The following is a 19,217-nucleotide window of genomic DNA, read 5'->3' as shown; positions in this document are numbered from 1 at the left end:
TGCCGTGCGTAGGCCGGACGACCGTGCGGTCTCCACGACGGTCGGCTACGCCCTGACGCTCGGCGTCGCGGCGCTGCTCATCACGGGCCTGCTCATCGCCGGCGGCGGGTTCCTCGAGGACCAGCGCGAGGTGACCACGGAGACGCAGCTGGAGGTCATCGGCGAGCAGGTCTCGGCGGACATCTCCTCGGCCGACCGGCTCTCGGCCTCCGACGCAGACGAGGTGAAAATCACCCGGAACCTCCCCGACTCCGTGACCGGCTCCCAGTACACCATCTCGGTGCGAACGAGCCCGCAGACCCATCTCGAACTCCGGTCGGTGGACCCGGAGGTCACCGTCCGGGTCGACGTGGCGGTCCAGGAGGCCTCCCTCGTCGCGACCGACATCGGTGGTGGGAACATCCAAGTGTCGTACAACCGAACGAGCGACGAGTTGGTGCTCCGAAATGCGGACGCGTGAGCCCGCGGCCGACGGGCGCGGTGTGAGCGAGGTCCTCAGCTTCGTCCTCGTCTTCTCGCTCATCGCGGCGACGGTGGCGCTGGTCTACGTCTCCGGCATCGGCGGCCTGGAATCCACCCGCTCGTCGGAGCGGGTCACCAACGCCGAGCGGGCGTTCGACGTGCTCCAGGACAACATCGCCGACATCCACCGGGAGGGCGCCCCCAGCCGAGCGACCGAGGTCAAACTCTCCGACGCGCAGATGACATACGGGGAGAGCACCCGGATCACCGTCCAGGTGGAGAACCTCAACGAGACGAACGCGTCGGTGTCGAACGTCTCGTCAGTCAGCATCGACCCGATCGTCTACGCGGCCGAAAGCGGCCCGGAACTGGTATACTCGAACGGGGCCGTGTTCCGACAGGACCGGAGCGGGACGGTGCTCAACACCCCTCCCGGGTTCCTGTTCACCGACGACGGCGGCGAACGGACCGCCATCGTCCCGACCGTCCAGACGCGCAACCGCGGCGTCGGGGGCGTCGGAAGTCAGGGGACGATCCTGGTCCGGACCCTGCTCGCGTCACAGGAGGTGGAGATCGCCGAGGACAACCCGTCGGCGCTGACCAGTCCGGATGCGAACCCCGACGGAAGCGGTGATGCCGAGTACAACGTGACCATCACCATCGAGACGGCCGGGCAGCGCCAGGGCGTCTGGCTCGACTACCTGAACGGGGAGATTCCCGACAGCCAGGACATCCGGAGCGGGGCCGGTGCCTGTGAACCGATCGGCGACACGACCGTCGAGTGCAGCATCGCCGTCGAGAACGTCTACTCCAGTCTGACCCGCATCGACGTCACCTACGACTGACCTGCGCCCGCCGCCTCAGTCGATGCGGACGACCACGTCGTTCTCCGTGATGTGCATGTACGTCACGAACGACGGGCCCCCGACGTAGCGCACGACGCCGTCGGACCCGGACTCGGAGACGGTGTCGCCGGACTTGTCATCGACCGTCAGGTCGAAGCCGGGGCCGAGGACCGAGAGGTAGTGGTTCACCACACGGTCGACGCTCTCGGTGTCGCCGTTCCCGGGCTCGTAGCTGTTCGTCTCCCAGCCGAACCCGTGGTCCGCCTGGTTCGCCGGGACGTACGGGTCCGTCACCGTATCGCTGCCGTCGATACCGAAATTGACGAGCGTGTTCATGCCGCTCTTGCCGACGTACTCGAGCGACGGGTCGCCGGGCTCGACTTCGTCGACGTTCCCGTCTCCATCCTCGTCGTCGACGAAGTCGGCCGTGATGACGATCTCGTCCGCGGTACCGTCCCCGTCGCGGTCCTCACACCGAGCCTCGAACACGTCGTCCCCGTGCCAGCCCTGGTATGTCGTGCCCCCGTCGTCCGAGTAGTAGACCGTCATGTCCGCCTTCAGGTCCGTTCCATCGCCGTCGTCGCATTTCTTGTCGTTCCCGCTTCCGCGCCGGAGATGCATCTCGAACCGTTCGCTGCCGTCGCTCACGTACATGGACCATTTCAGGTTGGAGAAGTCCGCGGCGTCCTGTGTGTCCGGCACCATGTCGATCTCGAACTCGCTCAGCGAGTGGTCCCCGATCCCTTGCAGGAAGAGCGAGGAGCCCTCGGGGGGCATACCGAACGGTCCGGAGAAGCCCGTCGATGCGAGCTCGACGGCCACGACGCCCTCGTCATCGCCGTCGCCCTGCGGGTCGCTGCTCCCGTCGACGAGTCCGTCCGGTGTGTCGCTGGTATCGACGGTGCCGTCCGTCCGGGCGCGGAAGTAGTCCGCCCAGGCCCGGTAGTACTCCGACTCGATGTAGACGACGACGGTCCCGTTGGTCGCCGGGTTGTCGTAGTAGCCGCCGTCGCCGTCGTTGTCGTCACCCTGTCCGCCGTAGGGGTCCCCGTTACCGTTGGCGTCGAAGCCGTCGTCGTCACCGTCGGTGTCCGGATAGCCGTCCTGCCGCGTCGAGTAGAGATCCCGCGAGTCGCCGGTCTGTGAAACCTGCAGGTCGACACGACCCGACCCGGCCTGGACGCCGTTGATCCCCGCCGGAAGCGCCGTCTCGTTGTTGACTCGAACGATCGGGAAGGTGAGCGTCGACCCGCGGTAGTGGAACTCCGGCGGCGACACCATCGTGCTCCCGGACTGGGTCCGTCGCCAGACACCGCCCGCCTGATATGCGATCTCCGTGTCGCTGCCCTCGTACTGGACGGTCCCCAGCGTCGATTCGTAGAGGACGTGGTCGTCGTCGTTCGGACCGTCGCTGACGCGGTTCCCGTCGCCGCCGGTCCCGCCGCTGAAGTTGGTATGTACGATCCTCACGTAGCCAGCGTCGGGGTCGACGGAATAGGTCCCGTCGGTCTGCCCGACACTGACCGTCTGGTCCCTGGAGTCCCCCAGCGCGACCCGCGCCGTCCGGGAGTCGAACTGGGTCATCGCCTGCTCGGCGGCACCCGCGCCCGAGGAGTCCTGGATGTCGGTGAGCGCGGTCGCTCCCAGCGCGACCACCGTGATGGTGCCGATGAGCGCGATGCCGACGACGAGGGCGTAGCCGACGGTGGCCTGGCCGCGCTGGGTGTGTCGGTGCATCGTCGGAGCCGATGGTCCCGGGGAGGATAAACTGCCCGGCCACTCCGGGTAGAACCGTCCAGCGGCGGGCTCGGGCTACCCGCCGGTCGCGGTGGTCGTCCCCTCGCAGGTGGTCCCGACAGTGGGCTCCTCGGCCACCGGCGGAGGATGTGGCCGGCGCTCCGTCCCCGCCTGACCGGTGTGAAGTCGGCAGTGAACGTCGTCGTTCCGCCGTCGCAGATCTCGGACATCTCGTCGAACTTCGGGGACGCCTCGCCCGGTGTCGTCACGGTCGCCTCCCCGCCGTCGGAGCGGGTCGCCCCGACGACCTCGCCGAGACGCAGCTGGAGGAACTCGTCGTCGATGTCGACGGTGGTGGGGTCCTCGTCGACCGGCCCGGGGAGCAGCCCCGTGACCTGCAGCCGGAGCGTCCCGACGTCACTGATGTCGCCCGGCTGGTCGCTCGCGCGAGCTTCCAGGGTCCCGGTGCTGCCCCCGCCGAGTGGGCAGCCGGCGAGTGCCGCCGCCACGGTCAGCCCGCCGTACGCGGTACGTTTTGCCGTTTCATACCCTGCGAGTTCGTCGGCGGGCCGACAGGAGGCCGCTGGCCGTCGCACACACCCCGGTCGATGCGGACTCGGCTCGGCTGTCGGGGGTCCGCGGATACCGATACTGTTCGGCCAACTACCGATGTAATGTCCTTTTCTGTGGTCAGGAGGCCATATATCTCCAGTATATCTGCAGTAAAGGGCATATTACTGGGACAGCTGAACCCTCGAACAGGTCGAGTTCATCATCCTGTGCCAGGATAGACGACGCGAACCTCGGGCTGAAGAATATCAGCCACACGCCGCCCGGCGGCGAGCCGGTCCGTCCGGGAGCGCGGTCGCGAGGCGGCCGACGGCTACCGCTTCTCGCGGTCAGTCGGGGTCCGAGTCCTCCTCACGCCCCACCAGCAGCCCGTCGCCCAGCCGGACCGGCCGCGAGAGCGCCGGGTCGCCGCGGGCCAGCAGGCCGAGCACGACGAGTCCGGCCAGTTCGAGCGTGACGGAGACGACGCCCAGCAACGTCCGGCCGCTCCCGGGCGTACCGGACCCGGCGGCACTCAGGGTCTCCAGCAGGGGGTCGACGTAGTGCGAGGCCAGCGTGGCCACGAGCCCGCCGTGGCTGTGCGTCGTCTCGGCGGGGGCGCCGCCGGCAAGTACCGTCCCGTGGTCGAACACGGTGTGCCAGGCGAGCCAGCCGACGAGATAGCCCGCGAGTATCGCCATCCCCAGCAGGTACGCCCGCCGGAGGTCGAGGCGACCGCGCGCGGTTGCGGCCATCCCTGCGAGGATGGCGACCCCGGAGACGGTGAACAGGAGCGTCCGCGGGCGCTCGAAGACGTACTCCGTGAGGTAGAGTGTCAGCAGCCCGTTCGCGAGGATCTCCAGGAAGCCGGCCAGCCCCACGACCAGGTGAACCACGGCGACCGCGCCGACGAGCTGGACCGCCAGGAAGCGGAGCCTCCGGGCCCCCGACTCCGACAGGCTCCAGCCCGGCGCGGCGAGTTCCATACGCCGACTCGAACTCGGACGCACAAGAGCGGCGCGGTCGCCCGCTCGCCGCCCGCCGGCCTCACCCGTCGGTGTGGATGTGGAACCGCGCGCCGCCGGACTCGCTCTCGCCGGCGGTCGCGGTCCAGCCGTGGGCCTCGGCGACGGCGTCGACGATGGCCAGGCCGAACCCGGTGCTGGCCGCCGTCGAGTGGCCCCGCTCGAACACCCGGTCGCGCTCGTCGGACGGGATGCCGGACCCGTCGTCGGTCACCGCGAAGCCGTCCTCGGTCCCGACGACGCTCACCGTGAGTTCATCCTCCGGGCCGTGTTCGACGGCGTCGTCGACCTCCGGCCCACTGCTCGTCGAGCCGTGTTCGACGGCGTTCTCCAGGAGGTTGGCGAGCAGCTGCTGGAACCGGGTCGGGTCCGCCCGGACGCAGCCTGGGTCGGCAACCGCCAGGGTCGCGCCGTCCGTATCGAGCGTGCTCCAGACCTCGCGGACGGCCTCGTCGACGGCCACCGGCCGCCGGTCGCCGACCGTCTCCCCCTGCTCGGCCAGGGTGAGGAGGTCCTCCGTCAGCGAGGTCATCCGACCGACGGCGGTCTCGATGGCCTCCAGCTGGGGGATGAGCTCCTCGCCGCTCGCGCCGTCGGCGGCGCGCTCGCGGGCCAGTTCGGCGTGGCCGCTCACCACCCCCAGCGGGTTCCGCAGGTCGTGGCCGACGATCTCGGCGAACGCCTCCAGTCGCTCGTTCTGTGCCCTCAGCTCCTGCTCGCGGGCCCGGCGCTCCGTGATGTCCCGGACCACGCCGACGGTGCCGGCGAACCGCTCGTCGTCCGCGGTCGACTGTAGCGTCAGGTTCAGCTCCCGCGGCACCTCCGCCCCGTCGGCGTTGCGGGCCATCACCTCGACGGTCACTGACCCGGCCGCCCCGTCGACGAGCGACTGGATGGCCGACTCGACCGTCGCCAGCCCCTCATCGGTCATCACGTGGCCGGCGTACTGGCCGAGCAGCTCGTCGCGGCCGTACCCCGTCAGCGCCGTCATCCGCTCGTTGACCATCTCGAAGCATCCCTCGGCGTCGAGCGCGTAGATGCCGTCGCCCATCGCCCCCACCAGCTGCCGGTAGCGCTCCAGCTCGCGCTCGTACGCCCGGCGCTCGGTCACGTCCCGAAGCATCACCTGGACCGCCCGGTCCCCGCCGTACTCGACCGCGCCACCGGCGACCCGGGCGTGCTTGCTGTTCCCGTCGACGTCGACGTACTCCTCGACCAGCGAGTCGACCGCCGTCTCGTCGGCGAGGAGCTTCCCGACCCGCTCGCGGACCACTTCCCGGTCGTCAGTCGCGAGGTAGTCGAGCGGGTCCGTTCCGACCAGCTCCCCGGGGTCCTCGGCCGAGAGGAACTCCGCAGCGGCCTCGTTGGCGAACAGGATCTCGTCCCCCCGGTGGACGACGATCGGGACGGGCGCGGTCTCGATGAGCCGCCGGTAGCGCTCCTCGCTGCGGGCCAGGCGCCACTCCGTGTGGTGCTTCTCGACGACGGTCGCGATGCGCTCGGCCAGCAGCTCGTACTCGCTTGCGTCGTCGGGCTTCTCGAAGTAGTCGGTCGCGCCGGCCGAGAACGCGTCGCTGGCGACCGACTCACTGCCCTTGCCCGTGAACAGGATGAAGGGGATGTCGGGGAAGGCGTCGCGGACGTCCTCGAGCAGTTCGATACCGGTCAGCTCCGGCATGACGTAGTCACAGAGGACGCAGTCGAACGTCCCCTCGTCCAGCCGGTCGAGCGCGGTGGCCGGGTCCGTCACCGTCGTCACCGCGAGCGCCTCGTCGCACCGCTCGAGGAACTGCTTCGCGACCTCGGCGAACGCCGGGTCGTCCTCGACGTGGAGCACGTCCACCTCGGCCACCGATGCCGTGACCGCCCCCTCACTGGTATCTGCCATAGCCCACCTCGAAGGATATGCCGTACCTGACGTTATCAAGCTTTGGCCGGGACCGACCCCCGTTCCGCGGCGTTGCGTCCGGGAGAGCCGGTCTCCGACCGGATCCGTTCCCCCGGCCCGGACGGGTGCCGAACCCATCGTCGATCCGCACTCACGGCTCACTAGCGGTCGCCGGAGTGCGGGGGAAGGGATTCGAACCACGGTCGCTCCGCTTCGCGCCACTCCCTGTTTCGAACCCTCCGCCCGCACTCACGGCTCACTAGCGGTCGCCGGAGTGCGGGGGAAGGGATTCGAACCGTCATCACTTCGCTCGCGCTGCTCGCTCGTGACGGGGCTCGAATCCTACGGTCAGCACTCACGGCTCACTAGCGGTCGCCGGAGTGCGGGGGAAGGGATTCGAACCCTCGAACCACTACTGGAGCGGATCTTAAGTCCGCCGCCTTTGTCCGGACTCGGCCACCCCCGCGCATCACGAGGTGGGCCCGGGCAGCGTTTGTCGGTTTCGGTCGGCCGGGCGGGCGGTGCCGTCCGGGGAATTATCGGGAAACGGACGCAGTAATCGGCAGAACGTGGGTGTTGTGGGGATACACCGCGTGTCCGCGCCGTATCGGCCTACCAGTCGACGGACAGCGTCCCGTCGCCGTGAGGGTCGGGGGCGATCTCCTCGTTCGTCCGCCGGTCCACGACGTGGATGACCCCCACGTCCTTCTTAGCCGGACAGACCTCCGCGGCCCTGATGTTGTGGTCCAGTTCGGACTCCCCGAAGAAGTACGTCTTCGGCTTCGCGATGCCGGAGGTGAGGTCCATCTCCCAGTTCGCCGAGACCTCGGCGCATTTGCCCGCGGCGATGCACTTGTTGGCCTCGAAGATGATCTTGTACGGCTTCGCCTCGACCGGGGGGGCGTCAGACTCGCCGATCTCGGCCGGGTTGACCGGCTCCTCCGCGTCGCTCATACCCCGTGTTCGGGGTGCGACGGCTAAGTGGTGTCGGTGGGAGGCCGTCGGCTACCCGGTCCCGGTGCCCCGGAGGAACGCCAGCCCCAGGCCGAACGCCGTCCCGAGGAACAACAGCAGTATGAGCGCGAGGCCGACGAGCCGACGCTTGAACCGGTCCGTTCCCTGTCTCGCCATGTGGCATCGTACCACCGATAGGGGCAAAAGTCCCCCGTACCGTTCACGCACTATCCGGTGCCGTGGCTGGCGGCCGCCGGACCCGAACCGTTCAAGCGACGCCGCCCCCACTCTCCCGTTGATGGCCGACACGTCACGGGGCGCCGACCCGCGCGTCGACCGGCTCCGGGTCTACCCGGTGAAATCGCTGGACCCGTACGAACCCGAGCGGGCCACGGTGCTCTCCGGGGGCGGTCTCTCGCTCGACCGCGAGTTCGCCCTCCTCGACACCGACGGGGAGTACGTCAACGGCAAGAACGAGCGCGCGGTCCACCGGTTGCGGTCGGCGTTCGAGCCGCCGGCCACGGTCCGGCTCCACCCGAACGGGGCCCCCGACGAGGCGCGGACGTTCGACCTCGACGACGGCTCCGAGCGGGCAGCCGCCGAGGCGTGGTTGACGGAGTTCTTCGGCTACACGGTCCGGGTCGAGCGCGACGACCGCGGCGGCTTCCCGGACGACACCCATGCCCACGGGCCGACGGTCGTCTCGACGGCCACGGTCGAGCGGGTCGCGGACTGGTTCGACCTGTCCGTCGGGAACGCGCGGCGTCGGCTCCGCGCCAACATCGAGGTCGGCGGCGTCCCGGCGTTCTGGGAGGACCGCTGCTACCCCAGCGACGACCGCGACCACGTCGTCGGGCTCCGGGTCGGCGACGCGACGTTCGAGGGGGTCAACCCCTGCCAGCGCTGTGTCGTCCCGTCGCGGGACCCGGACACGGGCGCCGAGATCGACGGCTTCACCGAACGGTTCATCGAGCGCCGCGCCGCCGAGAAGCCGCCGTGGGCCGGCGACGCCTGGTTCGACCACGAGTTCCGGCTGATGGTCAACACGCGCGTCCCGGCGGCGACCGTCGGGAGCGAGGTGGCCGTCGGCGACGCGGTCGCGGTCATAGACGAGCGGCCGCGGTGACCCGGGTGGCCGGCGGCGCCGCTCGCGGGATGGTATCGTGGCAGCACTACGGCGACGCCCGGTCGGGACCGCGACGGTCCGTCCAAAGGCGGGCGCCGCCGGTTACTGCCGACCCGGCTCTACAGCGGACCCGCGTATAACCCGTCCGGAAGCGTCCCGCGCGGGGTTCGGCGCCGCGGTCGCCCCCCGCTACGGCAGGTAGCGAACGCTGAGCACGCCCGCGTCGTCGTCGAACCGGAGTTCCACCCGACGGGCGCCGACGCGGGCCGCGACGGTCCGGGTCGCCTCGTCGGCGGCCACCTCCTCGGCGGCGGCCTCGACGCTACCGGGGTCGAGCGTGAGCACGTGGAGTTCGCCCTCCCCGGCACGCTCGCGGCGGGTGACCTCGCCGACCGGCTGGCCGTCGGCGATCTCATAGGCCAGCTCCGTCGGCGGCTCCGGGCTGCGCCCGATGTCCAGGGTGTGGCGCTCCTCGATACCGACGACGCGCCAGGTCACCTCCATCGGCGGCTCCGGCTCGATGGTTGCGGTCACCACGTCGTCGGCCGTCAGGTCGGGGTTGGACGCCAACGTGTGGACCTGGCCGCCGTCGACGGCCTTCAGCACCGCGCTGTCCTCGTCGGCGTGGCTGACCACGAACCGGTCCGTCCGCGACGCCGGGTCGGGGTCGGCGGTGTCGTCCATATCCGACGCTGGGCGCTCGCGACGGTTCACGGTTTCGCGATTCAGAGCCGACGCCGGACGGCCTCGACGAACGCGGCGGCCGCCTCGTCGTCGGGGAGCCGCCAGTCGGTCGTCGTGTCGGGCCCCGTCGCCCCCTGGAACTGGTAGTACGGCTCCCTCGAGCGGAGCCACCGGACGAAGCCTGCGAGGGCGGTGAGCCCGAGCCCCCCCGAGAGCGCCGACGCCGGGACGACGTCGACGTTCGCGAGTCCCATCAGGAGCGCGGGGACGAGCGTCGCCAGCAGCACCGCCGTCAGTGCGCCGACCAGATAGCGGACGTCGCGGCCGGCGACCAGGCTGACCCGCTCGATCTCGTCGTACGCGAGCGTGTCCGGGGCCTCGTCCGGCACCGCCGCCGGAACCCGGAGCACCCGGCGGTCCGTGCAACACCACACCCAGTCGCCCTGGTACCGGGCCTGGACGGACTCGTCACCGTGGAGGTGCGTCTCGACGGACACGGCCGACGGGACTCGGCCCGGCAGTATAAATCCGTCCGGGGCGGCTCAGTCCTCGCGCTCGCGCAGGTAGCGGATGACGCCGGCCACGTCCCGATAGGCGGTCGGCGTCTGCCAGCGCTCCCCGAGGGCGGCGAGCACCTCGCCGGCCCCGTCGTGGTCCGCCCGGAGGGCGTCGATGCGCTCGACGTACTCCGGGAGCACGTCGGCGTACGCGGCGAGTTCGTCGGCGGCGGCCCCGCGCTCGCCGGGACCGAAATGGCCGTAGCAGTTGACCGCCGGGTCCAGGGCTTGCAGCCGCTCGACCGTCGCCAGGTTCGCCTCCAGATCGAACGACGGCGGCGGCGTGCTCGGCAACACCCGGTTCTCGTAGTACATCCCCGCGGCGTCCAGCGAGAACAGCGCCCCCGACGAGCGGTCGATGGCCGCGTAGTGGTGGGGGGCGTGGCCCGGCGCGTCGACGAACCCCAGGGTTCGGTCGGCCACCTTGAGCGTCTCGCCGCCGGCGACTGACACACAGCGGTCGGCCGGTACCGGGTCCGGGTCGCCGTAGGCGTCGGGCATCCCCACGGCCTCGTCCGTGCTCTCCTTCAGCCGCGCCAGCCGGTCCGGGTCGGTGAGGTAGGGATGGCCCCGCTCGTGGACGTAGATGTCGGCCGCCGGGCAGGCCGCGGCCAACTCCCCCGCGCCGCCCGCGTGGTCGAGATGGACGTGGGTGACCAGTATCGCCTGGACGTCGCCCGGGGCGACGTCGAGCGTCGCCATCGCCGCGCGGATCCGGTCGACCGTGTCGGCCGCCCCGCAGTCGACCAGCACCGGCGCCTCGCCCGCGATGACGTACGAGGAGAGCGCGGTCGGCTGCCCGTGCAGCAGGTGGTCGACCGCGTAGGTGTCCGGACAGCCCGGTACGGCGATCGGGTCGGGGCCGTCGTCGTCCGTGCTGTGGTCGGTGGTCCCGTCCGCCGCGTCGTCCGCGTGCCGGTCTGCCATACACCCCATACGGAAGGCGGGGGCTTCATGCTCCCGGCAGGCGGACGGGCGAACGTGCTCCCGCCGCTGGCCGTCGACATCGACGGAACGTTGACCGACGACCGCCGGGCGCTCGACGCCCGGGTCATCCCCGCGCTCCGCGAGTGGGCCGCCGAGGCGCCCGTGGTCGTCGCCACGGGGAAGGCGCTGCCGTACCCGGTGGCGCTGTGCGAGTTCCTGGCGACGCCCGTCCGCGTCATCGCGGAGAACGGGGGTGCGGTCTACATCGACCGCGGGGACGCGGGTGACGGCGACCTGCGGTTCACCGGCGACCGGGAGGCCGCGGCCGCGGTCGCCCGCGACTACGAGGCGGAGGGGTACGACGTGGGCTGGGGGCGGACCGACTTCGTCAACCGGTGGCGGGAGACGGAGTTCGCAGTGGCCCACGACTCACCGCTGGAGCCGCTGGAGCGGATCGCCGCCGACCACGGGATGAGCGTGGTCGACACGGGCTTTGCCTACCACGTCAAATCACCCGACGTCGACAAGGGGCAGGGGCTCCGCGCCGCGGCCCGGGTCCTCGACCGTGACCCCGCGGAGTTCGTCGCGGTCGGCGATTCGGAGAACGACGCGGAGCTGCTGGCGCTGGTCGGGCGGTCGTTCGCGGTCGCGAACGCGGACGCCGCGGCACGGACCGCGGCGGATACGGTCTGCGAGGCCGGGTACGGCGACGGGTTCCTGGAAGCGGTCGAGACCGTCCGGACCGAGTTCGCCGACTGAGGCCCCGTGGCCTACATCATGCGGGACTTCTCGCTGACGTCGAACCGGTGGAGTTCGACGTCGCCGGCGACGAACTCCGGGATGCGGCCCTGGAACGCCTCGAAGTGGTCGCTCCCCATGTGGGACTGGACGGCCGCGTCGTCCTCGTACTGCTCGAAGACCCGGAGCGTCGCGTCGTCCTCGATGTCGAGCGCGACGCGATAGTCGATGACGCCGTCCTCCTCGCGGGAGCGCTCGGCGAGTTCGGTCGCGGCCTCGACGGCGGTCTCGTGACTGTCCGGGTCGATGGGGATGCTCGCGTTGAGTACGATCACACCGGCCGGTCGTCTGCCCCTGGCAAAAAGATACCCCGGACGTGCCGCGGTCCCCGTCCCTCGCCCGGTCAGTCGCTCGCGCCGGCCTCCTCCGCGGTCGCCCCGGCGCGGGACGTGCCCCCCGTCCCGGGTGACCCCTGCGAGCGGCTGACGTGCTCGGCCTCGAAGTGCGCCACCGCGGCCTGGAAGCGCGAGCTCTCGGCGGGCACCTGGACCTCGCTATCACAGTGCTGACACGCGATCACGTCGCCCGCAGTGTCGGCCATGCTCTGCATAGCGACGAGACACGCAAAGCGGCGTTGCCGGTACCGCCCGGGGGCTTATATCAGCAGGACGCGCGGAACGCTGCTCGGACCCCGACGACGGAGTGCCCGCGTCAGTCCCCGGTGTCCGGGTCGCCGGCCTCGCCCCGGATGTGCTCGGCCTGGAAGTGCCTCGTGAACGCCCGGAACCGTGACTGGCCCGGTGTCACCTCGACGGCGGCGCCACAGTAGTGACACGGGACCGTCTCGCCGCTGCCCTCGTCCATGCTACTCGGTGGCACGGGGCGGTCAAAACGGCACTGCCGGGGGGAGCCAGCGGTATTAATCAGGGACGCTATCCCCTGCCGACGAACGTGGAGACCACGGCGTCCTCCGCGTTGCGGAGGCGGTACTGGAGCGTCGACCGTGGGACGTCGAGGCGGTCGCTCAGCTCCTGCACCGTCGTCCGCCGGGGGCGCTCGTAGTAGCCGGCCTCGGCGGCCGCCTCCAGCGCCGCCCGCCCCTCGGGGGAGAGCGCCGCGTCGATCCGCTCGCTGGCACCCCATCGCCCGGCCGCGGAGAGGTGGCTCACCTCTAGCGACAGCCCCGGCCGAAGGTCGGCCGCGATGGCGTCGTACAGTTCGCCGACCGAGCGCTCGCTCCGGTAGAGCACCTTCCAGCGGTAGGCGTCGCCCGAACGGCGGGCCTCGAACGCGACGCCGTCGCCGACGTGCTCGTGGACCACGCGCGGGACGAAGTGGCAGGCACTCACCCCTTCCCGGTAGGTGTAGACGGTCAGCCCGTCCGCGCGCCGGTCGAGGACCTGGTACTCCCGGCTCGTATCGCAGCCGCGGTGGTCCAGGCACTCGTTGCAGCGACTCTCGTCGGTGAAGACGGGTTCGACCGCGTCGATCGCCTCGGGCGGCCCCCGGATGTGGTCCACCCGCCACATCGTCTCCGCCGTGGCCGTGCACTCCGTCGTCCGGGCGGTGAGCCGGGGATGCGCCCTGAACACGTCCATCAGGGCGCTTGCCCCCTCGTCGAACCGGACGACGAACTCGAACTCGCGCATACGTCCCTCTCGGGGTGCAGCGACATGTTACTTGTCATGTGCCAACCTCATGTCCCCGTTGGCCCACGGAGGTCGACAGTGGTAGCCATTCACGCGGTTATGGGCCGCGAGCGGTGGTACCGGAAGCGGTTAGCATACGCCAACCCAAGCTACTTATCGGCCGGGACACTTCATCCAATCACGATCCATCGATGGCAGAAAACTCCCCTCCGACGAAGCGAGGCAGCCGCGACTGGTGGCCGGACCAGCTCGACGTGAGCATCCTCGACCAGAACGCCCGACAGACCGACCCGCTGGGCGAGGCGTTCGACTACGGCGAGGCGTTCGAGTCGCTCGAGCTCGAGGAGGTCAAGGCCGACATCGAGGAGGTCATCACGACCCCGCAGGACTGGTGGCCCGCTGACTACGACCACTACGGGCCCTTCATGATCCGGATGGCCTGGCACAGTGCCGGGACCTACCGCGCCAACGACGGCCGCGGCGGCGCGGCCGCCGGGCGACAGCGGTTCGCTCCCATCAACAGCTGGCCCGACAACGCGAACCTCGACAAGGCTCGCCGGCTGCTCTGGCCGGTCAAGCAGAAGTACGGCCGCAACCTCTCCTGGGCCGACCTGATGATCCTGGCCGGTAACGTCGCCGTCGAATCGATGGGGTTCCAGACCTTCGGCTTCGCCGGCGGTCGCGAGGACGCCTTCGAACCTGACGAGGCGGTCGACTGGGGGCCGGAGACGGAGCTCGAGACCAACGAGCGCTTCGAGGAGCCCGGCGAGATCAAGGGGGGCCTCGGCGCGTCCGTGATGGGGCTCATCTACGTGAACCCGGAGGGCCCGGACGGCCAGCCGGACCCGATGGCCTCGGCGAAGAACATCCGGCAGACGTTCAGCCGGATGGCGATGGACGACAAGCAGACAGCCGCGCTCATCGCCGGCGGGCACACGTTCGGGAAGGTCCACGGCGCCGACGACCCGGAGGAGGCCCACGACTCCGAGCCCAACGCGGCCCCCATCGAGGCGCAGGGCCTGGGCTGGCAGGACGGCGAGACCGCCGCCGAGGAGGGCGTCACCACCAGCGGCATCGAGGGTCCCTGGACCTCGTCGCCGACGGAGTGGGACATGGGTTACGTCAACAACCTGCTCGACTACGAGTGGGAGCCCGAGAAGGGTCCCGGCGGCGCCTGGCAGTGGACCCCCAAGGACGGGGAGCTCGAGGGCGCCGCGCCGGACGCCCTGGACCCCGACGAGTCGGTGACGCCGATGATGCTCACCACCGACATCGCCCTCAAGCGGGACCCCGAGTACCGCGAGATCATGGAGACGTTCCAGGAGAACCCGATGGCGTTCGGGATGGCCTTCGCCAAGGCCTGGTACAAGCTGACCCATCGTGACATGGGCCCGCCGTCCCGCTTCCTCGGCCCTGAGGTTCCCGAGGAGACCATGGTGTGGCAGGACCCCGTCCCGGACGTTGACCACGGGCTGGTCGGCGAGACGGAGGTCGACGCGCTGAAGGCCGAGATCCTCGACTCGGGGCTCTCGACCCAGCAGCTCGTCAAGACCGCGTGGGCGTCGGCGTCGACATACCGCGACAGTGACAAGCGCGGCGGCGCCAACGGCGCGCGAATCCGCCTGGAGCCCCAGCGGGGCTGGGCGGTCAACGAGCCGGCCGAGTTGGAGAGCGTCCTGGCAACCTACGAGGAGATCCAGCGTGAGTTCAACGAGTCGCGCTCCGACGGCACGCGTGTCTCGCTGGCCGACCTCATCGTCCTCGGCGGGAACGCGGCCGTCGAGGCGGCCGCCGCCGAGGCCGGCTACGACGTGACGGTCCCGTTCGAGCCCGGCCGCACGGACGCCACCCAGGAGCAGACCGACGTCGACTCCTTCGAGGCGCTCAAGCCGGCGGTCGACGGCTTCCGCAACTACCTCGGTGACCACGACCACGACCGCGCCGCCGAGGAGCTGCTGGTCGACGAGGCCGAACTGCTGAACCTGACGGCCGACGAGATGACCGTCCTGGTCGGGGGGATGCGGGCCCTCGGCGCGACCTACGGGGAGTCCAACCACGGCGTCCTCACCGACCGGCCGGGGACACTGACCAACGACTTCTTCGTGAACCTGCTGGACATGGACACGGAGTGGGCCCCCGCCGGCAACGGCGTCTACGAGGGTCGTGACCGCGAGACGGCCGAGTCCCGATGGACGGCCACCCGCTTCGACCTCATCTTCGGCTCCCACGCCCGGCTCCGCGCCATCGCCGAGGTGTACGGCGCCGACGACGGCGAGGAGCAGTTCGTTCAGGACTTCGTCGACGCCTGGACCAAGGTGATGCGGCTCGACCGGTTCGACTTGGAGTAAGCCCGCTGCGCCGGTTCCCCCCCGGCACGCCGCTTTCACACCGTCGACTGCCCGTCGTCACGAGCGCTCCCTGTGTGTGGTTACGGGACGCGCATCACCAGTGCGAATCGGGGTCGCGGCCCCTGTGGCGGGAGTGTTCAGTCGGAGTTCGACCCGGAGCGTCCCGGCGGCGTCAGGTCGCGGCCGAACTCGTCGACGGACTCGAACTCGCCGGTCACCTCGTCGTCCAGCTGTCGCTCCACGCTCCGGCGCTCCAGCGGCCCCGGCTCGCGAGCGACGGTCTCCCAGCCCGGCTTCACCTTCACGCTCTCGGCGGGCGACCCGACGGCGACGTGGTGGTCCGGCACGTCACCCCTGACCATCGCGCCGGCCCCGACCATCGCGTTCCGGCCGACGCGACAGCCGGCGTTCACCATCGAATCGTAGCCCAACCGCGCGTCGTCGTCGATGACCGTGCGGTAGTTGGTCACGTCCGACTGGTCGACGACGTCGTGGCTGTGAGTGTGCAGGTGGGTGCGGTCGGCGATGGAGACGCGGTCGCCGATGACCAGCTCGCCGCGGTCGTCGAGCAGCACGTCGTTGTGGACGACCACGTTGTCGCCCATGACGATGTTGTGGCCACACTGGATCTTGATGCCGCCGAACAGTCGACAGCTCTCACCGACCTCCTCGAACAGGTGCGAGGCGAGCATCCGGCGGAACGGCAGCGCGAACGCGATGTTGTTCGCCAGCGGTGACTCGTCGAACCCGCGCCAGAGGTAGTTCAGGTACTTGGCCTCCCGGAGCTCCTCGGGGTCCTGCTCGGCCCAGTGTTCGGACTCCGTGAGCGCGTTCCGCGGGTCGTAGCTGGCGGCCCGGACCGTGGCGATGGGCTCCTCGGACCGACCCGTGAGGTAGCGCTCGTACGCAGCCCGGTCGCCGTGGAGCATGGCCAGTAGTTCGCCTACGACGGCTCCGGTCGGCTCGTCGGCGGAGAGCCGTTCGTCGGCGAACGCCACCGCCTCGTCGATACGGGCCTGGACCTCCGGCGGGAGCTCGACGTGACGCTTCGTCATCGGTCCTCCCCCGTGGACGCGCCGCACGCGACGCAGACGCTCGTCCGCCGGGTGGGGTCCCACGAGAGCGACCCCTCCGTGCAGTGGTCACAGGGCATGTACGAGGCCGACCGAACGCCAGTGTTGGTTGGGGCGGACATCTTATCACGTATCTCACGCGATTCCCGTATAAAGATTGGCAGAAAGGTACTGAAAACTGTATAAGGTGTTCAATCGCATTATTCGATTCCGATTCGAACTGCATCCGTCAACTCGGAGCCGCGGCGAACTGGTGCTGCGGAGATCGCCGTCGACCCCCCGACGGTCGGCCCCAGCGCTGGACCCGCCTCTCGGCGTAGCCGTAGCTCGGCGTTCACGATTCGGCACGTCCCCGGGAGAACGGCCGCTCCGCTGTTCGGTGTCCCGTCCGAGATGAATTGGCTGGGGAGGTCAGCGCCTCGGGCGAGGCCCGGTATGGGCCAAACCGGATTTGAACCGGTGACCTCCCGGTTATCAGCCGAGCGCTCATACCTGACTGAGCTATTGGCCCAAGTAGGCGCAACCGCCAGTACTGCCGTCGTTCGTTTAAGGATTACCTTTCCGTACGTCGTGCGCCGGGTCGGCCCCCGACCCGACGACGTACTCGGTGCTCCCCGTCCCGGGCACCGTCGTCCAGTCCCGGTCGGCGCCGCGTCCCCGGCGGGCCGCCCCGACCGGGCCGAAGGAGTACGCACCCGTCTCGTCGGCGTCGGCCGGTGCCTCGACGAAGTAGTCCGCCTCGACGACCCCGTCGTCGTCACCACCGGCCACGTCCAGGTAGACGTACTGCCGCCCGTCGGGTGCGGTGGCCGGCTCGTCGCCGTGGGGCGACCGGATATCGCCGCCGACCACGTCCCATGCCGCGGGGACGCGGTCCCGGACCGTGACGGGGGCGCTGGCGTCGACCGCGAGCTCGACGTGGTTCGTCGCCCCCCCGGTGAAGGCCTGGCCGTCGTCAGACCGGCTGCCGGACACCGTCAGTTCGGGTGGCGACGACCCGCTGCCGTCGGGCAGTTCGAGGTCGACCTGCCTCGGTCGGCCGTCGTCGGTTTTCTCGATGCGGAACGCGTCCCGGACCGCGACCGCCGGGTTGTCGAGGCTGGGGTCGAAACCAGCGGGGAGCGAGCCGTCGTCGTCCGTCACCGTGTCCAGCGGCGGGTGAGCGATATACCGGACCTCGATGGCCTCGTCGTCGATGTCCAGCCGCGTGACGCCGTAGAACGACTCGAAGGCCGTATCGATGTACAGCTCGTCGGCGCCGAGCTCGTAGTGGCTGACACCACCGGTCCCGTTGACGACGAAGGTCGTCCCGATGTCGGCGTCCTCGAAGGGGAGGTCCAGATCCGCGGCGGCCTCCGCCGGCGGCGGGGCCTGCTCGTCCGGCCGGTCGCGGGGGCGTCGGCGCTCGGAGTAGGTCAGCAGGTCCTCGGTGTGCCGGATGGGCTTGCTCCGCTCCCAGACGTGGTTGTCACCGTGGAGCACGAGGTCGACGTCGTACTCGTCGAAGATGGGGCCCCACCGCTTCTGGAGGTCCCGCCGGGGCTCGTGGTCCGGCGAGGTGGTCCAGAGCGGGCCGTGGAACTGGACGATCTTCCACTTGACGTCCTCCCGGGCCTCGGCCCGGGCCAGGGCCGACCGCATGTACGCCTCCTGGAGCTCCCCGTAGGTGCGGCCCGCCTCGGTCTCGCAGCGGGGGTCGTACAGCGGGACGAACTCCTCGGCCCGCGCCAGGTCGCCACAGGCGTCGGCGGTGGTGTTCAGCCCCATGATGAACGTGTTACCGTAGACGACGTCCCACCAGCGGCGCTTGGAGACGGGGTCGATGACGGGGTCCACGACCGGCATCGCCGCGTTGAGCCGACGGTCGTACTGGATCATCCCGGTCCCCACCTCTGCCTCGTGGTTGCCGGGGACGGTCATGAATGGCGTCCCCGCGTAGTAGTCCTCGTGGGTCTCGAAGTACAGGTCCCAGGTCGAGGGGTTCCCGTTGGAGTAGGAGATATCGCCCGACAGCAGTTGCATGACCGGGTCCTGCCGCTCGGCCAGCGCCATCGCCAGCTCCGGGTTGGCGTCGTCCGGTCGCTGGAACGGGTTCTCCGGGTCCGCGACGCCGTGGTCGGCGACGTGCGCGACGGTGAACCCGTCCGCGGCGACCTCCGGACCGACGGGTGCCGTCCGCGCGGCGTAGCGCTCGCTCGTCGTCCCGTTCAGTTCGACCTCGTAGGCGTACTCCGTGTCGGCCGCCAGCCCGGTCAGCGTGGCCGTGTACGCCACCGCGTCCCGGCCGGGGACGGGGCGGCCGCTCGGCGTGGCCGTCGTGTCCAGGTCGGCCGTCCCGGGGTCGCCGTCCGAGGGGCCGTACCGGATGGTCGCGCTGCCGGCCGCGCCGGTGAACGCGACGGCGAGGGTGCTGCTCGGCTCGGCGCCGTAGGCGACGTGGATGCCCCGTGGACCGTCCCCCGGCGCGGCCTCCGCGGCGCCCGCCGCGCTCGCGATGACGGGCGCTGCGCCCAGCGCCGCGCTCCCGCGGAGCATACCCCGTCGAGAGAGGCCACCGTCCTGCTCGTCCGTGTCGGCCCCGCCTGTCGTGGTCGTGTCGTCGTCGGTCATGGCCGGATCCGTCGTGTGGTCGCGTCGTGGTCGCTCCTCGTCCGG

20 protein-coding genes and 2 tRNA genes are annotated in these 19,217 nt (G+C 70.4%); 5 read left to right on the top strand and 17 right to left on the bottom strand.

Annotated elements, in window-relative coordinates; translation table 11 throughout:
• Positions 1 to 4: 4 nt before the first annotated feature.
• The gene (locus tag DP107_RS14350; protein WP_144262827.1) at positions 5 to 460 is read left to right on the top strand and encodes a DUF7266 family protein; all 456 of its coding nucleotides are present in this window, start codon (positions 5 to 7) and stop codon (positions 458 to 460) included.
• A gap of 22 nt (positions 461 to 482) precedes the next feature.
• Positions 483 to 1,307, top strand: a complete 825-nt coding sequence (locus tag DP107_RS14345; RefSeq protein WP_144262826.1) for a DUF7289 family protein — start codon at positions 483 to 485, stop codon at positions 1,305 to 1,307.
• 15 nt (positions 1,308 to 1,322) lie between these two features.
• Here the strand turns inward: DP107_RS14345 and DP107_RS14340 are convergent, their stop codons facing one another.
• The 6 genes from DP107_RS14340 to DP107_RS21155 all read right to left on the bottom strand — a co-directional run bounded on the left by DP107_RS14340 (position 1,323) and on the right by DP107_RS21155 (position 7,637).
• Positions 1,323 to 3,044, bottom strand: coding sequence for a DUF7289 family protein (locus tag DP107_RS14340; RefSeq protein WP_144262825.1), 1,722 nt, complete (start codon positions 3,042 to 3,044; stop codon positions 1,323 to 1,325).
• Between the two features lie 899 nt (positions 3,045 to 3,943).
• On the bottom strand, positions 3,944 to 4,579 hold the full coding sequence (locus tag DP107_RS14335; protein ID WP_144262824.1) for a hypothetical protein: 636 nt from the start codon (positions 4,577 to 4,579) through the stop codon (positions 3,944 to 3,946).
• Positions 4,580 to 4,640: 61 nt separating this feature from the next.
• Positions 4,641 to 6,506 (bottom strand): hybrid sensor histidine kinase/response regulator, encoded by a 1,866-nt coding sequence (locus DP107_RS14330; protein ID WP_185977328.1) that lies wholly within the window; start codon positions 6,504 to 6,506, stop codon positions 4,641 to 4,643.
• Positions 6,507 to 6,887: 381 nt separating this feature from the next.
• Positions 6,888 to 6,972 (bottom strand) — tRNA-Leu (locus tag DP107_RS14325).
• 146 nt (positions 6,973 to 7,118) lie between these two features.
• On the bottom strand, positions 7,119 to 7,460 hold the full coding sequence (locus DP107_RS14320; protein WP_144262822.1) for a ferredoxin: 342 nt from the start codon (positions 7,458 to 7,460) through the stop codon (positions 7,119 to 7,121).
• A gap of 51 nt (positions 7,461 to 7,511) precedes the next feature.
• A complete protein-coding gene (locus tag DP107_RS21155) occupies positions 7,512 to 7,637 on the bottom strand; it encodes a hypothetical protein (protein WP_272949851.1) in 126 nt (41 codons plus the stop codon).
• Positions 7,638 to 7,758: 121 nt separating this feature from the next.
• On the opposite strand from DP107_RS21155, the gene DP107_RS14315 reads away from it, so the two are divergent.
• Positions 7,759 to 8,586, top strand: coding sequence for an MOSC domain-containing protein (locus DP107_RS14315; protein ID WP_144262821.1), 828 nt, complete (start codon positions 7,759 to 7,761; stop codon positions 8,584 to 8,586).
• 189 nt (positions 8,587 to 8,775) lie between these two features.
• Here DP107_RS14315 and DP107_RS14310 read toward each other — a convergent pair whose 3' ends face one another.
• Genes DP107_RS14310 through DP107_RS14300 form a run of 3 tightly spaced genes read right to left on the bottom strand, consistent with a single transcriptional unit; the run spans position 8,776 to position 10,754 of the window.
• On the bottom strand, positions 8,776 to 9,270 hold the full coding sequence (locus tag DP107_RS14310; protein ID WP_144262820.1) for a DUF5812 family protein: 495 nt from the start codon (positions 9,268 to 9,270) through the stop codon (positions 8,776 to 8,778).
• Between the two features lie 41 nt (positions 9,271 to 9,311).
• Positions 9,312 to 9,767, bottom strand: coding sequence for a hypothetical protein (locus tag DP107_RS14305; RefSeq protein WP_144262819.1), 456 nt, complete (start codon positions 9,765 to 9,767; stop codon positions 9,312 to 9,314).
• Between the two features lie 45 nt (positions 9,768 to 9,812).
• Positions 9,813 to 10,754 (bottom strand): MBL fold metallo-hydrolase, encoded by a 942-nt coding sequence (locus tag DP107_RS14300; protein ID WP_185977327.1) that lies wholly within the window; start codon positions 10,752 to 10,754, stop codon positions 9,813 to 9,815.
• Between the two features lie 27 nt (positions 10,755 to 10,781).
• Here DP107_RS14300 and DP107_RS14295 point away from each other — a divergent pair, with 27 nt between their 5' ends.
• On the top strand, positions 10,782 to 11,513 hold the full coding sequence (locus tag DP107_RS14295) for a phosphoglycolate phosphatase (RefSeq protein ID WP_144262817.1): 732 nt from the start codon (positions 10,782 to 10,784) through the stop codon (positions 11,511 to 11,513).
• Between the two features lie 11 nt (positions 11,514 to 11,524).
• Here the strand turns inward: DP107_RS14295 and DP107_RS14290 are convergent, their stop codons facing one another.
• From DP107_RS14290 to DP107_RS14280, 4 genes are all read right to left on the bottom strand, one after another.
• Complete coding sequence (locus tag DP107_RS14290; RefSeq protein WP_144262816.1) at positions 11,525 to 11,827, bottom strand: putative quinol monooxygenase; 303 nt, start codon at positions 11,825 to 11,827, stop codon at positions 11,525 to 11,527.
• A gap of 68 nt (positions 11,828 to 11,895) precedes the next feature.
• The gene (locus DP107_RS14285) at positions 11,896 to 12,093 is read right to left on the bottom strand and encodes a hypothetical protein (protein WP_144262815.1); all 198 of its coding nucleotides are present in this window, start codon (positions 12,091 to 12,093) and stop codon (positions 11,896 to 11,898) included.
• 110 nt (positions 12,094 to 12,203) lie between these two features.
• Complete coding sequence (locus DP107_RS20170) at positions 12,204 to 12,356, bottom strand: hypothetical protein (protein WP_185977326.1); 153 nt, start codon at positions 12,354 to 12,356, stop codon at positions 12,204 to 12,206.
• 68 nt (positions 12,357 to 12,424) lie between these two features.
• Entirely contained in the window at positions 12,425 to 13,141 is a 717-nt protein-coding gene (locus tag DP107_RS14280) for a helix-turn-helix domain-containing protein (RefSeq protein ID WP_144262814.1), read from the bottom strand.
• A gap of 191 nt (positions 13,142 to 13,332) precedes the next feature.
• On the opposite strand from DP107_RS14280, the gene katG reads away from it, so the two are divergent.
• Complete coding sequence (gene katG / locus DP107_RS14275) at positions 13,333 to 15,489, top strand: catalase/peroxidase HPI (RefSeq protein ID WP_144262813.1); 2,157 nt, start codon at positions 13,333 to 13,335, stop codon at positions 15,487 to 15,489.
• A 137-nt stretch (positions 15,490 to 15,626) separates the two neighbouring features.
• On the opposite strand, the gene DP107_RS14270 is transcribed toward katG, so the two are convergent.
• From DP107_RS14270 to DP107_RS14260, 4 genes are all read right to left on the bottom strand, one after another.
• Positions 15,627 to 16,544, bottom strand: a complete 918-nt coding sequence (locus DP107_RS14270) for an acyltransferase (protein ID WP_144262812.1) — start codon at positions 16,542 to 16,544, stop codon at positions 15,627 to 15,629.
• On the bottom strand, positions 16,541 to 16,684 hold the full coding sequence (locus tag DP107_RS20165; RefSeq protein WP_185977325.1) for a hypothetical protein: 144 nt from the start codon (positions 16,682 to 16,684) through the stop codon (positions 16,541 to 16,543). Before DP107_RS20165 ends, DP107_RS14270 begins: the two co-directional genes overlap by 4 nt.
• Positions 16,685 to 16,998: 314 nt before the next feature.
• A tRNA-Ile gene (locus DP107_RS14265) sits at positions 16,999 to 17,073 on the bottom strand.
• A 35-nt stretch (positions 17,074 to 17,108) separates the two neighbouring features.
• Positions 17,109 to 19,172: a purple acid phosphatase family protein gene (locus DP107_RS14260; protein ID WP_144262811.1), complete on the bottom strand. Its 2,064-nt coding sequence runs from the start codon at positions 19,170 to 19,172 to the stop codon at positions 17,109 to 17,111.
• Between the last annotated feature and the right edge of the window lie 45 nt (positions 19,173 to 19,217).

Source organism: Haloglomus irregulare, assembly GCF_007421925.1.
GTDB lineage: Archaea > Halobacteriota > Halobacteria > Halobacteriales > Haloarculaceae > Haloglomus > Haloglomus irregulare.
The sequence above is the reverse complement of the archived record's forward strand: the minus strand, read 5'-3'. Positions and strand labels throughout refer to the sequence as shown.

What these genes read in the sequence shown, in the direction of transcription:
- DP107_RS14340 (WP_144262825.1), bottom strand. Translation starts at nt 3,044, where the DNA reads ATGCACCGACACACCCAGCGCGGCCAGGCCACCGTCGGCTACGCCCTC.
- DP107_RS14335 (WP_144262824.1), bottom strand. Translation starts at nt 4,579, where the DNA reads ATGGAACTCGCCGCGCCGGGCTGGAGCCTGTCGGAGTCGGGGGCCCGG.
- DP107_RS14330 (WP_185977328.1), bottom strand. Translation starts at nt 6,506, where the DNA reads ATGGCAGATACCAGTGAGGGGGCGGTCACGGCATCGGTGGCCGAGGTG.
- DP107_RS14320 (WP_144262822.1), bottom strand. Translation starts at nt 7,460, where the DNA reads ATGAGCGACGCGGAGGAGCCGGTCAACCCGGCCGAGATCGGCGAGTCT.
- DP107_RS21155 (WP_272949851.1), bottom strand. Translation starts at nt 7,637, where the DNA reads ATGGCGAGACAGGGAACGGACCGGTTCAAGCGTCGGCTCGTCGGCCTC.
- DP107_RS14315 (WP_144262821.1), top strand. Translation starts at nt 7,759, where the DNA reads ATGGCCGACACGTCACGGGGCGCCGACCCGCGCGTCGACCGGCTCCGG.
- DP107_RS14310 (WP_144262820.1), bottom strand. Translation starts at nt 9,270, where the DNA reads ATGGACGACACCGCCGACCCCGACCCGGCGTCGCGGACGGACCGGTTC.
- DP107_RS14300 (WP_185977327.1), bottom strand. Translation starts at nt 10,754, where the DNA reads ATGGCAGACCGGCACGCGGACGACGCGGCGGACGGGACCACCGACCAC.
- DP107_RS14295 (WP_144262817.1), top strand. Translation starts at nt 10,782, where the DNA reads ATGCTCCCGGCAGGCGGACGGGCGAACGTGCTCCCGCCGCTGGCCGTC.
- DP107_RS14285 (WP_144262815.1), bottom strand. Translation starts at nt 12,093, where the DNA reads ATGGCCGACACTGCGGGCGACGTGATCGCGTGTCAGCACTGTGATAGC.
- DP107_RS20170 (WP_185977326.1), bottom strand. Translation starts at nt 12,356, where the DNA reads ATGGACGAGGGCAGCGGCGAGACGGTCCCGTGTCACTACTGTGGCGCC.
- DP107_RS14280 (WP_144262814.1), bottom strand. Translation starts at nt 13,141, where the DNA reads ATGCGCGAGTTCGAGTTCGTCGTCCGGTTCGACGAGGGGGCAAGCGCC.
- katG (WP_144262813.1), top strand. Translation starts at nt 13,333, where the DNA reads ATGGCAGAAAACTCCCCTCCGACGAAGCGAGGCAGCCGCGACTGGTGG.
- DP107_RS14270 (WP_144262812.1), bottom strand. Translation starts at nt 16,544, where the DNA reads ATGACGAAGCGTCACGTCGAGCTCCCGCCGGAGGTCCAGGCCCGTATC.
- DP107_RS20165 (WP_185977325.1), bottom strand. Translation starts at nt 16,684, where the DNA reads ATGTCCGCCCCAACCAACACTGGCGTTCGGTCGGCCTCGTACATGCCC.
- DP107_RS14260 (WP_144262811.1), bottom strand. Translation starts at nt 19,172, where the DNA reads ATGACCGACGACGACACGACCACGACAGGCGGGGCCGACACGGACGAG.